Genomic DNA, 13,408 nt, shown 5'->3' with positions numbered 1-13,408 from the left:
GATGTCAGACCAGACCCAGCAACCCGGCCCTTCCAACCGTTCACCTGTCAATCCCGCCGGCGACCCGTCCGGCAATGTCACGCAGCGCCTCACCCACCGCCTGCGCTCGAAGCTCGCCGCCGGCGTCACGCATCTGACGACCGGCAGCGGACCGGTGCTCGACTACTCGTCGCCGCCGGGCGACCCCGGCCTGTTCGGGCCGGACTCCGTCTGCTGGAAAGTCCACGCCGACTTCACGTCGATGATGACCGGCGGCATCAGCGCGCTGCTGCTTCAGGCGCTGCATCCGCTCGCGCTCGCGGGCGTTTGGGATCACTCGAGCTTTCGCACCGACATCCTGGGCCGGCTGCGTCGCACGGCGACGTTCATCGCCGGCACAACGTACGCCAGCAAGAACGATGCGCTCGCGCTGATCGAGCGCGTGAAGCGCATTCATCTCGACGTGACCGGCGTCGCACCGGACGGCCAGTCGTATCGCGCGAGCGAGCCCGCACTGCTGACGTGGGTACACGTCGCGGAAGTGTCGAGCTTCATGACCGCGCATCTGCGCTATGTGAATCCGGTGCTGTCCGTCGCGGCGCAGGATCAATACTTCGCGGAAACCGCGCGCATCGCGGAAATGCTCGGCGCCGTCGATATTCCGCGCTCGCGCGCCGAGATCGAGGCGTACCTGCTCGCGATGCGGCCCGCGCTCGTCGCGAGCGAGCGCACGCGCGAAGTCGTGAGTATTCTGATGAACGCGCCGGCACCGAGCTTCGCGATGCGGCCCGCTGGCACGCTAATGCTCAACGCGGGGGTCGATCTGTTGCCCGACTGGGCGCAGACGATGCTCGGCTTGAATCGCCACGCGGCGCTGCGTCGAACCTTCGCGCGGCCTGGCGTGCGGGTCGTCGCGCCGGTGATCCGCTGGGCGCTGGTCAATGGAGTATCGAAGCGGGCTCGGCGCCGCGCGGCGGCGGCGGTGCGGGAGCAGGATTGATTGCGGCACGCGTCTCGGGCCATTGCCCGCCTTCGCTTACCGCCCCGGTCCCTTCCTGAAACCATCATCGTCGGCGCTGCCCGCGTCGAGATGCGTTACGTCCGCCCACGACACGATCGTCGCGCGACCGTCCCCGTAATCCACGACGTTCAGGCTGGTGTTCAGCAGCGGGTAGTCGCGCGGTGCGTCGAGCCGCATGCCGGTTGCAAAGCGGCGCACGCAGTCGAGCACGCCGCCATGCGTGACACAGGCGATGCGCCCGCCCGGATGCGCGGCGACGAGCGGCTCGATCGCATGCACGATGCGGTGGTAGAACACGCGGTGCGACTCGCCCTCGGGCGGCGCAAAGCCGGGATCGCGGGTTTGCCACTGCGCGTATTCGTCGGGGAAACGCAGCGCGATCTCGTCGCTGTCATGGCCCTGGAACGCGCCGTACGAGCGCTCGCGCAAGTTCTCGCGCGACTGCAGCGGCAGGCCGAGCGCCTCGCCGATCGGCTGCCCGGTCTGCTGCGCGCGCTGCAGGTCGCTCGAATAGATCGCGTCGAGCCGCGCGCCCTGCTTCGCCTCGTCGGCGAGGCGCTGCGCGAGACGTCGCGCCTGCGCGACGCCGGTCGTCGCGAGCGGAATGTCGATGTGGCCTTGAATGCGCTTGATGCGGTTCCAGTCGGTCTCGCCGTGCCGGATAAACAGGATCTGCGTCGTCATGAGAGAGAGGTGCCGTTCGCGGTTGTGTCGAGCGACTATTGTCGCAAAAAGCAGCGGCACGGCCCGCGTGCGGCGACGGCGTGCTCGAGCGTTTGCGTTCTTTTACGCGTTGGTCTGCAACCAGAACGTGACCGGCCCGTCGTTGACGAGCGACACCTGCATATCCGCGCCGAACTCGCCAGTCTCGACGATCGGATGCTTCGCGCGCGCGGCCGCGACGAAGTAGTCGAACAGGCGCTTGCCCTCGTCGGGCGGCGCGGCCGGCGTGAAGCTCGGGCGCAGGCCGCTGTTGGTATCGGCCGCGAGCGTGAACTGCGAGACGAGCAGCAGGCCGCCCGCGCGTCCGGCGCCGTCGAGATTCTGCACCGACAGGTTCATCTTGCCGGCCGCGTCGCTGAACACGCGGTAACCGAGCACCTTGGCGAGCAGCTTGTCGGCCGTGGCCTCGGTGTCGCCGCGCTCCGCGCAGATGAGCGCGAGCAGGCCCGCGTCGATCGCGCCGGTCACGCGATCGGCGACGCGCACTTCGGCGCGCCGCACGCGTTGGATCAGCGCGATCACGCCGTCAGCGTCACGCGCGCGAAACGGCGCTTGCCGACCTGCACGACGTACTCGCCCGCTTCGACCTTCAGGCCCTTGTCGGACACCGCGGCGCCGTCGATCTTCACGCCGCCTTGCTCGATGTTGCGCAGCGCCTCGCTCGTCGACGGTACGAGGTTCGCCTGCTTCAGCAACTGGCCGATCGCGAGCGGTGCGCCCGCGAGCGTCACGGCCGGGATGTCGTCGGGCACGCCGCCCTTCGCGCGATGGTTGAAGTCCTCGAGCGCGCGTTCGGCGTCCGCCTGCGAGTGGAAACGCGCGACGATTTCCTGGCCGAGCATCACCTTGAAATCGCGCGGATTACGGCCCGCGTCGGCTTCACTCTTGAAGCCGGCGATCTCATCCATCGGACGGAACGACAGCAGTTCGAAGTAACGCCACATCAGCGTGTCGGAGATGCTCATCAGCTTGCCGAACATGTCGGTCGGCTTTTCGCTGATGCCGATGTAGTTGTTCTTCGACTTCGACATCTTCTCGACGCCGTCGAGCCCTTCGAGCAGCGGCATCGTCAGGATGCACTGCTGCTCCTGGCCGTACTGCTTCTGCAACTCGCGACCCACCAGCAGGTTGAACTTCTGATCCGTGCCACCGAGCTCCAGGTCCGCGTTCAGCGCGACCGAGTCGTAGCCCTGCATCAGCGGGTACAGGAATTCGTGGATCGAGATCGGCACGCCGCCCTGGAAGCGCTTCGTGAAGTCCTCGCGCTCGAGAATGCGTGCGACCGTGTAGCGCGACGCAAGCTTGATCATGCCGTCGGCGCCTAGCGGCATCGACCATTCGCTGTTGTAGCGAATCTCGGTCTTGTCGCGATCGAGCACCAGCGCGGCTTGCTCGAAATAGGTCTTCGCGTTCGATTCGATCTGCTCGCGCGTGAGCGGCGGACGGGTCGCGTTGCGCCCGGACGGGTCGCCGATCAGCGACGTGAAGTCGCCGATCAGGAAAATCACCGTGTGGCCGAGGTCCTGCAACTGGCGCATCTTGTTCAGCACGACCGTGTGGCCGATGTGGATGTCGGGTGCAGTCGGATCGAGCCCGAGCTTGATGCGCAGCGGCTTGGCCGTCGCCGCGCTGCGCGCGAGCTTTTGCGCGAATTCGTCTTCGATCAGCAGTTCGTCGACGCCGCGCCTGGTCACGGCGAGCGCGTGACGGACTTCGTCGGTGATCGGGAAGGCGGAAGCGGGATTAGGCTGGGTGGACTCGGTGCTCATGCTGGAAACGTGAAGTCGCGAAAAAACAGGATTGTCCCATAGATGCGCGCCGCCGCGCCCACTCACGCGCCCCGCACGGCCCCGCGACGGGCCAATTCGTTGCGGCTCGCGTCGCCTTCGCCGTTTGCGCCGATAATCTGCTACAACGAATCGGAATGAACATCGACAGGAGCAGCGACGTGGCGCAAGATCCCGCAGACGGCATCTATTTCGGACTGATGTCGGGAACCAGCATGGACGGTGTGGACGGCGTGGCCGTCCGGTTTGCCAATGGGAAGCCGCCCGAGGTGCTGGCCGAAGCGTTCGTCGGCTTTTCGGCCGGCATCCGCGAAGCGCTGTTCGCGCTGCAACAGCCGGGGGACAACGAGATCGAGCGCGAGGCGCTCGCCGCCAACGCGCTCGCGACGCGCTACACGGTGTGCTGCCACGATCTGCTGCGCGACAGCCGCGTATCGGCCGATGACGTCCGTGCGATCGGCGTGCATGGGCAGACCGTGCGGCATCGGCCGGAAAAGGGGTATACGCGACAGATCAACAACCCGGCGCTGCTCGCGGAAATGCTGCATATCGACGTGGTCGCCGATTTCCGCAGCCGCGATGTCGCGGCAGGCGGCCAGGGCGCGCCGCTCGTGCCCGCTTTTCACGCGACGATCTTCAGTGCGAAGGACGAAACGCGCGTCGTCTGCAATCTTGGCGGAATCAGCAACATCACGATCCTGAACGCGACCGGCGGCGTGCGCGGCTTCGACTGCGGCCCGGCGAACGCGCTGCTCGACGCATGGGCCGAGCGCCAGCTCGGCAAGCCATTCGACGAAAACGGTCATTTCGCGGCGAGTGGCCAGGTCGATCGCAAGCTGCTGAACGCGTTGCTCGACGAACCATTCTTCGCAGAGCAGCCGCCCAAGAGCACCGGCCGCGATCTGTTCAACACCGCATGGCTCGATGCGAAGCTCGAGCCGTTCTCCGCGCTCGCAGCAGCCGACGTACAGGCGACGCTCGTCGCGCTGACCGCGGTGACGGTCGCGCGCGAGATTGAGCGGCATGCATCCGATGCGCGGGCCGTGTACGTGTGCGGCGGCGGCGCGCGCAATCCGGAGATCATGAAGGCGTTGCAGCAGGCGCTCGAAGACAGTGGTGTAAGCGGCGTGCCCGTGATGACGACCGACGCGCTCGGCGTGCCGCCGAGCCAGGTCGAGCCGCTCGCGTTCGCGTGGCTCGCGATGCGCTGCATCGCGCGTCTGCCGGGCAGTCTGCCAAGCGTGACCGGGGCATCCGCGGAGCGGGTGTTGGGGGCTATTTATCCGCGCTGAGAAAAGGCAGATGCGAACAAACCCACGCCTCTTGATGTCGCGGGTTGCCTCTGCGGCGCGAAAACAATAAAAAACGGCGCCGAGGCACCGTTTTCACTGTGGCACGAAGAGCCTGTCCGCTCAGACCGAGAACGACGAACCGCAACCGCAGGTCGTGCTCGCGTTCGGGTTTTTGATGACGAACTGCGCGCCGTTAATGTCGTCCTTGTAGTCGATCTCTGCGCCGACCAGGTACTGGTAGCTCATCGAGTCGATCAGCAGCTGGACGCCGCTCTTGTTCATCACGGTGTCGTCTTCGTTGATCGCTTCATCAAACGTGAAGCCGTACTGGAAGCCCGAGCAGCCGCCGCCCTGCACGAACACGCGCAGCTTGAGCTCCGGGTTGCCTTCCTCATCGATCAGTTGCTTGACCTTGTCAGCCGCTGCGTCGGTGAAGACGAAGGGGGCCGGCATCTCGGTCACGGGGGTGTCGGTGACTGCGTTCATTCGAACTCTCCAAATAGCTTTAGCCGATATTGTAGGGCTGTTCCGGATATCGTGCTGAAGCCCACAAAATCAATGGGTTCTTGCTGCAAGGTCGATGCAAGGCGAGCCGATGCCGCTTGAGCGAACGAGGCCGGCCGGCGAACCCCGGCAAACCATAAAAAAAGCCGCCTTCGCGCGTGGCGTTGGCGGCTTTTGCTGCAAACCGGCGCGAGGGCCGGTTCACGCCCGAAACGATTAACGCTTCGAGAACTGCTTGCGGCGACGCGCCTTGTGGAAGCCGACCTTCTTACGTTCGACTTCACGAGCGTCACGCGTGACGAAGCCAGCCTTCGACAGTTCCGGCTTCAGCGTTGCGTCATAGTCCATCAGCGCGCGGGTGATGCCGTGGCGAACCGCACCTGCTTGACCCGTTTCACCGCCGCCGGTCACGTTGACCTTGATGTCGAACGTGACACCGTGGTTCGTGAGTTCCAGCGGCTGACGCACGATCATCAGCGACGTTTCGCGCGAGAAGTAGTCGGCGATGGGCTTGCCGTTCACAACGATGTCGCCCTTGCCTGCCTTGATGAACACGCGAGCGACGGCACTCTTGCGGCGGCCCGTGCCGTAATTCCAGTTACCGATCATGTGGGCTCCCCTTAGATCTCGATCTCGAGCGCCTTCGGCTGTTGTGCCGAATGCGGATGCGTTGCGTCAGCGTAGACCTTCAGCTTCTTGATCATCGCGTAGCCGAGCGGACCCTTCGGCAGCATGCCCTTGACCGCTTTCTCGAGCGCACGGCCCGGGAAGCGTTCCTGCATCTTGCCGAACGTCGTTTCATAGATACCGCCCGGGTAGCCCGAGTGACGGTAGTACTTCTTGTCGGTAACCTTGTTGCCCGTGACCTTCAGCTTGCCGGCGTTGATGACGATGATGAAATCACCGGTGTCGACGTGGGGAGTGAATTCAGGCTTGTGCTTGCCGCGAAGACGGTGTGCCACTTCGCTGGCGACACGCCCGAGAACCTTATCCGTCGCGTCAATCACGTACCATTCGCGCGTCACCTCATGGGCTTTTGCGGAAAACGTCTTCATGATCGATCCAAAAAAATTGCTGCGCCCAATGTGTTCTTTCCTGCTTGTAGTGTGCGCATCGAGGCGCGTGCAGGCTCTCCCTGGTTCTTCTTCCGCGGGCGCGGATGCGGAAAAGCCCTGAATTATAAAGGAATTTATGCTGGCAAGTCAAAACGTGCGATGCGCTCGCCGCGAGCGGCCAGGAAACGGGGCGAAACGCCTGACGAACGGGGGCGAAAAAAAACCCGAACGAGCGGCTCGGGTTTAATCCACCAAAGGAGGAGGTGGAGGAGACAGCGGAGGTTGCAGAACTGCTGCAACGATGAAGTAAATTATAAGAGTCACCCTTGTGCAACGCAAGAAGATTTGCATTGTGAAATTAGTTTTCATAATGTGACAGGTTCGATGCACGGAGGACATTTGACGAAACTCGTTTTGGATCAAGCACTAAAGGCGAAAGAATTCGAATCGCATCAGACATGCCTTGGAGTAAGTACCCTAAATTGTCCGAGGAATTCTGGAACCACCCGCCCATTCCGCACCGCAACAAGGAAGCAATCACCGTGCATGGACGCGGGATGCGCTCAGCGTGCGCCAATCGTCAGACACCGGGCTACAATGCCGTCTCGACAAAGCGATGCGCGGTGGGAGTGACAGCATGGAATGCAAAGTAAGCTGGATGGGACAAGACGGGATGGCGTTCGCGGCCGAGACAGGCAGCGGTCATCTGGTCGCGATGGACGGCGCACCCGAGGGTGGCGGACGCAACCTCGCGCCGCGCCCGATGGAAATGGTGCTGCTCGGCACCGGCGGCTGCACCGCCTACGACGTCGTGATGATCCTGAAGAAGAGCCGCCAGGAGATCGCCGGCTGCTCGGTGACGCTGAAGGCCGAGCGCGCGAGCGAAGATCCGAAGGTGTTCACGAAGATCCACTTCCACTTCACAGTGACGGGCAAGAATCTGAATCCGGCGACCGTCGAGCGCGCGATCAACCTCTCGCACGACAAATACTGCTCGGCGTCGATCATGATCGCGAAGACCGCCGAGCTCACGCATTCGTTCGACATCGTCGCGCTCTGAGCGCGAAAGCGATGGCGGCCACGGCCGCCACCCCGCCCCAAATGAAAAAGCCGGCGTCCCAACGGACGCCGGCTTTTCTTATTCAGCGGCAAAGCAGGCCGATAAGCCGGATTCTGTGCACGCGCCGCGCCCGAAGACTCGACCCGCGTGGCAGCCATTCCTCTAGGCGCGCCATTACTGACGCGCTCAAGCTTCCTACCCGCAGACGAGACGGGGGCCCCGTCCTGCATCGCGAAGATGCGCGCCTGCCTACTTGGAATTGCTCCGGGTGGAGGTTACCGTGCCGGTCTGCCTTGCGACAGCCGCGGTGCGCTCTTACCGCACCGTTTCACCCTTACCTGATCCCGACTTGCGCCGGGCCATCGGCGGTTTGCTTTCTGTTGCCCTGTTCCGCGTGTCGCCACGGATGGCCGTTAGCCATCACCCTGCCCTGTGGAGTCCGGACTTTCCTCGCCCTCGTTGGCCGAAGCCGTCGAGGCCGCGACTGCCTAGCCTGCTTTGCTGGCGCGAATTTTAACACCGAACTTGGAAGCGCCTAGCGCTTGCGTCGCCCCGTGCGGAACACGGACGTGTCGTCGTAGAACGCCGGCGATTCGTTCTCGGGCCACCAGCCCGGAATGCCGAGCACCGGCAGCGGCGCGAACATGCGGCTCGTCAAAGCGTCGGGGCCGAGCAGCGCCGCGCTGACGGCTTCATCGAGCCATGCGTCGCGCGTCGGGGTGTCCCATTCGAAATACTCTTCCGGAACGTCGACGATCCATGCATGGCCGGTGCAGCCCTTGAACGGCGCGATCAGCTTTTCGAGCAGCGCATGGCCGAAGCACCGCACTTCGCAGCGCCGCCCCCACGCATCGCGCCACGCGGCAAACAGCGTCTGCCACTCGAAGCCGCGTAGCGCGGCGCTCAGCGAAGAATCGGCGCAAGCGAACAGCAGCGCGTTTTCGTCGAAGAGGGTCAGCATGTCGCGCACACCGCCACGCGTCGGGCCGACGCCGAGCACGTCGAGTTCCGCCGACTGGCGCGCGTTCAGCGCCGCCTTGATGCGCGGAAACGCGAACCACATCGAACCGTTGAAGAAGTCGTGCAGATTGTGGCGCGTCGGCACGCAACCGGTCGACGCTATATGCCCCTCGTACGCGGCACCCGGTGGCAGGTCGTTCTGCGCGATGAACGCAAGAGGCTGGCCGCGGCCGGTGGTCTGTTGCATCTGGGCGGCGTCGGCGTTCATCGCGGCGAGAAGGTCCGCGTAGCCGGTCAGCGCGGCTTGCTGCCAACGCTGACCGCGTGTGGCGAATTGCGCGAACCACGGCTTCGACCAGTCGATCGCGGCGAAGCACGGTGGCAGAGGCTCGGGTGCCATGCCGCGCGCAGCTTTGGCCGCCGCGGCTTCATGGTCTACCGCGGAGCCCGCTTTCGCCGCCTTATCAATATTGGCAGCGCGCTGCCCCGCCTCACGCTCCCGCATCTACCGCAGCCTCAAACGAGACGCCAGCCAATCGACTCCCCGCCTCGCAGCGGCACGACCGGCGTATCGCCGGCCGGCAGTTCGGCCGGCAGCGTCCATTCCTCGCGACGCAGCGTGACCTTCTCCGTATTGCGCGGCAGACGGTAGAAGTCCGGACCATGGAAGCTCGCGAAGCCTTCGAGCTTGTCGAGCGCGCCGGCCTTGTCGAATGCTTCGGTATAGAGCTCGAGCGCGTGCAGCGCGGTGTAGCAGCCCGCGCAACCGCACGCGTGTTCCTTCAGCCCCTTCGGATGCGGCGCGCTGTCGGTGCCGAGGAAGAAGCGCGGATCGCCCGAGGTCGCCGCCTCGACCAGCGCGACGCGATGGGTCTCGCGTTTGAGCACCGGCAGGCAGTAGTAATGCGGACGGATGCCGCCCTGGAAAATCGCGTTGCGGTTGTACAGCAGATGGTGCGCGGTGATCGTAGCGCCAAGCAGTTCCGGCGCGACGCCCGCTTCGCGGACGTAGTCGGCCGCGTCCTTCGTCGTGATGTGCTCGAACACGACCTTCAGCGCCGGAAATGCGCGGCGCAGCGGCATCATCACGCGATCGATGAAGACCTTTTCGCGATCGAACAGATCGATGTCCGAATCGGTCACCTCGCCATGCACGAGCAGCGGCATGCCGACTTCCTGCATCACTTCCAGCGTCTTCGCGCACTTCATCAGATCGGTGACGCCCGCGTCGGAGTTCGTCGTCGCGCCCGCCGGGTACAGCTTCACGCCGTGCACGAAGCCGCTCTCGCGCGCGCGGCGGATCTCGTCGGGAGGCGTGTTGTCGGTCAGGTACAGCGTCATCAGCGGCTCGAATTTCGCGCCCTCGGGAATCGCGGCGATGACGCGCTCGCGATATGCCTCCGCCATCGCGGTCGTCGTGACCGGCGGCTTCAGGTTCGGCATGATGATCGCGCGACCGAACTGGCGCGCGGTGTCAGGCAGCACGGCCGCGAGCATCGCGCCGTCGCGCACGTGCAGATGCCAGTCGTCCGGGCGGACCAGTGTGACGGAATCGGGGGAAACGTTGGAAGCAGTCATGGCAGGAATACGAGACTTCGCGCGCCTCGCTGATCGACCGGTCAAACCGCGTTGTAGCGGCCCAAACACATGTCAATTTTGCTATTTGGCGTCTCCGGCTCGGTGATATGCTTGGAAAATCATCATTGTAACGGCTCACTCCGTTCACAGGCTCACCTGCAACATGTGCCAACTTCTCGGAATGAACTGCGCCGCGCCGACGGACGTCACGTTTTCCTTTACCGGCTTTGCGGCGCGTGGCGGCGTCACCGATCACCACGCCGACGGCTGGGGCATCGCTTTCTTTGAAGACAAGGCGTGCCGCTTGTTCATCGATCATCAATCGTCGGCCACGTCGCCGATCGCCGAGATGGTCAAGCGCTATCCGATCAAATCGAAAAACACGATCGCGCACATCCGCAAGGCGACGCAAGGGCACATCCTGCTCGAAAACTGCCACCCGTTCATGCGCGAACTGTGGGGGCGTCACTGGATCTTCGCGCATAACGGCGATCTGCAGGCTTACGCGCCGGAACTGAACGGCGTGTATCAGCCGGTCGGCACGACCGACAGCGAACTCTCGTTCTGCGCGCTACTGGAAGGTTTGCGTAAGGCTTTTCCGGGTGCGCAGCAGCCGCCGCTTCACGAGCTGTTCGCCGCGCTCGAGACGCTCACGCGTGAAATCACGCAGTACGGCGTGTTCAATTTCCTGATGTCTAACGGCCAGGCCCTGTTCGCGCATTGCTCGACGCATCTGCATTACGTCGTGCGTCGCTGGCCGTTTTCGACCGCGCATCTGGTCGACGCGGACGTATCGATCGATTTCGCCAAATACACGACACCCGAAGACCGCGTCGCAGTCATCGCGACCAAGCCGCTGACCGACAACGAAGTGTGGACCGCGTTCAAGCCCGGCGATCTGCTGATGTTCCAGCATGGCGACGTGATCGGCCGCGCCAATATTCCGGTGCCGCAGTCGGTGCTCGAAAAGTTGCGCAATCCGGCACTCGACGCATCGGCGTCGGCCACGACGATCGCGGCGTCGAACGGCGCGCACGCGGTGGGCACGAGCGCAACCACGCTTTCACCCGACAGCGAAACCGATCTCGAAGCCGCCGATGACACGGCAGCGTTCGAGTCGTAAGCCGCCGCGTCACCCTACGTCTGCGAAACAAAAAGCCGCTCCACGGAGCGGCTTTTTTTCGTCCCGCGCGAGCGCCGAAACGAGGCCTGCGCACCCACCCTCAGTGCAGAATCTTCGCGAGAAAATCCTTCGCGCGATCCGACTTCGGATTCGCGAAGAAGTCTTCCTTGCGGTCGTCTTCGACGATCAAACCCTTGTCCATGAAAATCACGCGATGCGCGACCTTCTTCGCGAAGCCCATTTCGTGCGTCACGCACATCATCGTCATGCCTTCCTGCGCGAGTTCGACCATCACGTCGAGCACTTCGTTGATCATCTCCGGATCGAGCGCCGAGGTCGGCTCGTCGAACAGCATCGCGATCGGGTCCATGGAGAGCGCACGCGCAATCGCCACGCGCTGCTGCTGACCACCGGACAGCTGCCCCGGATACTTGTCCGCATGTGCGCGCAGACCGACGCGATCGAGCAGCTTCAGGGCCTTCGCGGTCGCCTCGTCGTTCGAGCGGCCGAGCACCTTGACCTGCGCGAGCGTCAGGTTCTGCACGATCGACAGATGCGGAAACAGTTCGAAGTGCTGGAACACCATGCCGACCTTCGAGCGCAGCTTCGAGAGATTGGTTTTCTTGTCGGTCAGTGACTGGCCGTTGATGACGATCTCGCCCTTCTGGAACGGCTCGAGTCCGTTGACGGTCTTGATCAGCGTGGACTTGCCCGAACCGGACGGCCCGCACACCACGACCACTTCGCCCTTTTTGACTTCCGTCGTGCAGTCGGTCAGCACCTGGAAATGGCCGTACCACTTCGAAACATTCTTGATAGAGATCATCTTGCGACCTTTTTCTGAAGACCTTTGACGAGGCTCGACGCGATCACGCAGATCACGAAATAACACGCGCCCGCGAACAGTACCATCTCGACGTTCGTGCCGTCACGATCGCCAATATTCGTAGCCGTGCGGAAGAAGTCGGCGAGGCTGATCACGTAGACGAGCGACGTATCCTGAAACAGCACGATACCCTGCGTGAGCAGCAGCGGCACCATCGCGCGGAACGCCTGCGGCAGCACGATCAGGCGCATCGCCTGCCCATAGGTCATGCCGAGCGCGAACGACGCGTTGACCTGCCCACGCGGCACCGCCTGAATGCCGGCGCGGATGATCTCCGAATAATACGCGGCCTCGAACAGCGAGAACGCGACCATCGCCGAGGCGAGCCGGATGTCGATGTCGGCCGACAGACCGAGCACGCTTTGCAGCACCTGCGGCACGATCAGGAAGAACCACAGCAGCACCATCACGAGCGGGATCGAACGGAAGAGCGTCACGTAAGCCTGCGCGAACCATCCGAGCGGCTTGATCGGCGACAGTCGAAACATCGCGAGAATGGTGCCCCAGATGATGCCGAATACGATCGCGATCAGCGTGATCTTGAACGTGATGATCGCGCCGGTCCATAGCGTAGGCAGCGCGCCCGGAATACCGCTCCAGTCGAAATGATGCATCACTTTCCTCCGATATAGCCGGGCAGCCGGGCCTTCACTTCGACCCAGCGCATCAGTTGCATCACGATCAGATTGATCAGCATGTATGCGACCGTGACCGCGATGAACGACTCGTAAGTTTGCGACGTGTAGTCGACGAGCTGGCGCGCCTGCGCGGACAGATCGAGCAGACCGATCGTCGAGGCAACCGCGGAGTTCTTGAAGATGTTCAGAAACTCGGAGGTGAGCGGCGGCACGATGATGCGGTACGCGACCGGCAGCAGCACATAGCGATACGTCTGCCACTGCGTGAGGCCTACCGCCAGACCGGCCGCGCGCTGGCCGCGCGGCAACGCGTTGATGCCCGAGCGCACCTGCTCGCACACGCGCGCGGCGGTGAAGAGGCCCAGACACACGATCGACGATGAGAAGAACTGCGCGCCCGGCGGCAATTGCTTGAACCAGTTGCCGATCGACACGGGCAGCAGCTCCGGTATCACCAGATACCAGATGAAGAACTGCACGATCAGCGGAATGTTACGGAAAATCGCGACGTAGACGGTGCCGACGCCCGACGCCCATTTGTTGGGCACCGTGCGCAGCACACCGAAGAGCGAGCCGACGATCAGCGCGATCACCCATGCCGACAGCGACACGGTGACCGTCACCCGCAGCCCCGAGAACAGCCAGCCCAGATAGGTGGTCGGCTCGCCCGTGGAGACGGGACTCAGCAGAATGCCCCAGTTCCAGTGATATGACATGACCAAGACTCCGGCAAAAAGAAACGGAAGAAGCGCGTGGCCCCTTCCGTTGCGTTCAGCGTTTCGAAAGTGTCGAAAAAGCAGCT

15 protein-coding genes and 1 other RNA gene are annotated in these 13,408 nt (G+C 63.6%); 4 read left to right on the top strand and 12 right to left on the bottom strand.

The window, feature by feature from the left end:
* Position 1: 1 nt before the first annotated feature.
* Positions 2 to 979: an oxygenase MpaB family protein gene (locus tag OKW35_RS29490; RefSeq protein ID WP_184058428.1), complete on the top strand. Its 978-nt coding sequence runs from the start codon at positions 2 to 4 to the stop codon at positions 977 to 979.
* A 36-nt stretch (positions 980 to 1,015) separates the two neighbouring features.
* On the opposite strand, the gene OKW35_RS29485 is transcribed toward OKW35_RS29490, so the two are convergent.
* The 3 genes from OKW35_RS29485 to tyrS form a co-directional block, all read right to left on the bottom strand.
* Positions 1,016 to 1,684 (bottom strand): histidine phosphatase family protein, encoded by a 669-nt coding sequence (locus OKW35_RS29485; protein WP_429553918.1) that lies wholly within the window; start codon positions 1,682 to 1,684, stop codon positions 1,016 to 1,018.
* 102 nt (positions 1,685 to 1,786) lie between these two features.
* Positions 1,787 to 2,245 carry a D-aminoacyl-tRNA deacylase gene (dtd, locus tag OKW35_RS29480; protein ID WP_184058430.1) on the bottom strand — a complete coding sequence of 153 codons (459 nt, stop codon included), beginning with the start codon at positions 2,243 to 2,245 and terminating at the stop codon, positions 1,787 to 1,789.
* Entirely contained in the window at positions 2,242 to 3,492 is a 1,251-nt protein-coding gene (tyrS, locus tag OKW35_RS29475) for a tyrosine--tRNA ligase (protein ID WP_184058432.1), read from the bottom strand. The genes dtd and tyrS overlap by 4 nt, the downstream gene beginning before the upstream one ends.
* A gap of 179 nt (positions 3,493 to 3,671) precedes the next feature.
* Here tyrS and OKW35_RS29470 point away from each other — a divergent pair, with 179 nt between their 5' ends.
* Positions 3,672 to 4,802: an anhydro-N-acetylmuramic acid kinase gene (locus OKW35_RS29470; protein WP_429555098.1), complete on the top strand. Its 1,131-nt coding sequence runs from the start codon at positions 3,672 to 3,674 to the stop codon at positions 4,800 to 4,802.
* A 120-nt stretch (positions 4,803 to 4,922) separates the two neighbouring features.
* Here OKW35_RS29470 and erpA read toward each other — a convergent pair whose 3' ends face one another.
* The 3 genes from erpA to rplM form a co-directional block, all read right to left on the bottom strand.
* Complete coding sequence (gene erpA, locus OKW35_RS29465; protein WP_027198818.1) at positions 4,923 to 5,288, bottom strand: iron-sulfur cluster insertion protein ErpA; 366 nt, start codon at positions 5,286 to 5,288, stop codon at positions 4,923 to 4,925.
* 234 nt (positions 5,289 to 5,522) lie between these two features.
* Positions 5,523 to 5,915: a 30S ribosomal protein S9 gene (gene rpsI / locus OKW35_RS29460; RefSeq protein ID WP_011489810.1), complete on the bottom strand. Its 393-nt coding sequence runs from the start codon at positions 5,913 to 5,915 to the stop codon at positions 5,523 to 5,525.
* Between the two features lie 11 nt (positions 5,916 to 5,926).
* Positions 5,927 to 6,361 (bottom strand): 50S ribosomal protein L13, encoded by a 435-nt coding sequence (gene rplM, locus OKW35_RS29455; RefSeq protein WP_090801822.1) that lies wholly within the window; start codon positions 6,359 to 6,361, stop codon positions 5,927 to 5,929.
* 637 nt (positions 6,362 to 6,998) lie between these two features.
* On the opposite strand from rplM, the gene OKW35_RS29450 reads away from it, so the two are divergent.
* The gene (locus OKW35_RS29450; protein WP_026226035.1) at positions 6,999 to 7,421 is read left to right on the top strand and encodes an OsmC family protein; all 423 of its coding nucleotides are present in this window, start codon (positions 6,999 to 7,001) and stop codon (positions 7,419 to 7,421) included.
* Between the two features lie 86 nt (positions 7,422 to 7,507).
* Here OKW35_RS29450 and rnpB read toward each other — a convergent pair.
* The 3 genes from rnpB to pyrC all read right to left on the bottom strand — a co-directional run bounded on the left by rnpB (position 7,508) and on the right by pyrC (position 9,959).
* An RNA gene (gene rnpB, locus OKW35_RS29445) (RNase P RNA component class A) lies at positions 7,508 to 7,921 on the bottom strand.
* A gap of 35 nt (positions 7,922 to 7,956) precedes the next feature.
* Positions 7,957 to 8,886 carry a DUF3025 domain-containing protein gene (locus OKW35_RS29440; RefSeq protein ID WP_429553917.1) on the bottom strand — a complete coding sequence of 310 codons (930 nt, stop codon included), beginning with the start codon at positions 8,884 to 8,886 and terminating at the stop codon, positions 7,957 to 7,959.
* An 11-nt stretch (positions 8,887 to 8,897) separates the two neighbouring features.
* On the bottom strand, positions 8,898 to 9,959 hold the full coding sequence (gene pyrC, locus OKW35_RS29435; RefSeq protein WP_429553916.1) for a dihydroorotase: 1,062 nt from the start codon (positions 9,957 to 9,959) through the stop codon (positions 8,898 to 8,900).
* Positions 9,960 to 10,122: 163 nt separating this feature from the next.
* Here pyrC and OKW35_RS29430 point away from each other — a divergent pair, with 163 nt between their 5' ends.
* A complete protein-coding gene (locus tag OKW35_RS29430) occupies positions 10,123 to 11,082 on the top strand; it encodes a class II glutamine amidotransferase (protein ID WP_184050901.1) in 960 nt (319 codons plus the stop codon).
* Positions 11,083 to 11,182: 100 nt separating this feature from the next.
* On the opposite strand, the gene OKW35_RS29425 is transcribed toward OKW35_RS29430, so the two are convergent.
* Genes OKW35_RS29425 through OKW35_RS29415 form a run of 3 tightly spaced genes read right to left on the bottom strand, consistent with a single transcriptional unit; the run spans position 11,183 to position 13,322 of the window.
* A complete protein-coding gene (locus tag OKW35_RS29425) occupies positions 11,183 to 11,908 on the bottom strand; it encodes an amino acid ABC transporter ATP-binding protein (RefSeq protein WP_090801826.1) in 726 nt (241 codons plus the stop codon).
* Positions 11,905 to 12,582: a glutamate/aspartate ABC transporter permease GltK gene (gene gltK, locus OKW35_RS29420; protein ID WP_018421788.1), complete on the bottom strand. Its 678-nt coding sequence runs from the start codon at positions 12,580 to 12,582 to the stop codon at positions 11,905 to 11,907. The genes OKW35_RS29425 and gltK overlap by 4 nt, the downstream gene beginning before the upstream one ends.
* Positions 12,582 to 13,322, bottom strand: coding sequence for an amino acid ABC transporter permease (locus OKW35_RS29415; protein WP_184058438.1), 741 nt, complete (start codon positions 13,320 to 13,322; stop codon positions 12,582 to 12,584). Before OKW35_RS29415 ends, gltK begins: the two co-directional genes overlap by 1 nt.
* Between the last annotated feature and the right edge of the window lie 86 nt (positions 13,323 to 13,408).

It is taken from the genome of Paraburkholderia sp. MM5477-R1 (assembly GCF_050436385.1).
GTDB classification, from domain to species: domain Bacteria; phylum Pseudomonadota; class Gammaproteobacteria; order Burkholderiales; family Burkholderiaceae; genus Paraburkholderia; species Paraburkholderia tuberum.
Note: the sequence above shows the minus strand (reverse complement) of the source record. Positions and strands in the feature narration are given on the sequence as shown.

Bases quoted from the DNA above. Each gene is read 5' to 3' on its own strand.
- OKW35_RS29490 (WP_184058428.1), top strand. From the start codon at position 2: ATGTCAGACCAGACCCAGCAACCCGGCCCTTCCAACCGTTCACCTGTC.
- OKW35_RS29485 (WP_429553918.1), bottom strand. From the start codon at position 1,684: ATGACGACGCAGATCCTGTTTATCCGGCACGGCGAGACCGACTGGAAC.
- tyrS (WP_184058432.1), bottom strand. From the start codon at position 3,492: ATGAGCACCGAGTCCACCCAGCCTAATCCCGCTTCCGCCTTCCCGATC.
- erpA (WP_027198818.1), bottom strand. From the start codon at position 5,288: ATGAACGCAGTCACCGACACCCCCGTGACCGAGATGCCGGCCCCCTTC.
- rpsI (WP_011489810.1), bottom strand. From the start codon at position 5,915: ATGATCGGTAACTGGAATTACGGCACGGGCCGCCGCAAGAGTGCCGTC.
- rplM (WP_090801822.1), bottom strand. From the start codon at position 6,361: ATGAAGACGTTTTCCGCAAAAGCCCATGAGGTGACGCGCGAATGGTAC.
- OKW35_RS29450 (WP_026226035.1), top strand. From the start codon at position 6,999: ATGGAATGCAAAGTAAGCTGGATGGGACAAGACGGGATGGCGTTCGCG.
- OKW35_RS29440 (WP_429553917.1), bottom strand. From the start codon at position 8,886: ATGCGGGAGCGTGAGGCGGGGCAGCGCGCTGCCAATATTGATAAGGCG.
- pyrC (WP_429553916.1), bottom strand. From the start codon at position 9,959: ATGACTGCTTCCAACGTTTCCCCCGATTCCGTCACACTGGTCCGCCCG.
- OKW35_RS29430 (WP_184050901.1), top strand. From the start codon at position 10,123: ATGTGCCAACTTCTCGGAATGAACTGCGCCGCGCCGACGGACGTCACG.
- OKW35_RS29425 (WP_090801826.1), bottom strand. From the start codon at position 11,908: ATGATCTCTATCAAGAATGTTTCGAAGTGGTACGGCCATTTCCAGGTG.
- gltK (WP_018421788.1), bottom strand. From the start codon at position 12,582: ATGCATCATTTCGACTGGAGCGGTATTCCGGGCGCGCTGCCTACGCTA.
- OKW35_RS29415 (WP_184058438.1), bottom strand. From the start codon at position 13,322: ATGTCATATCACTGGAACTGGGGCATTCTGCTGAGTCCCGTCTCCACG.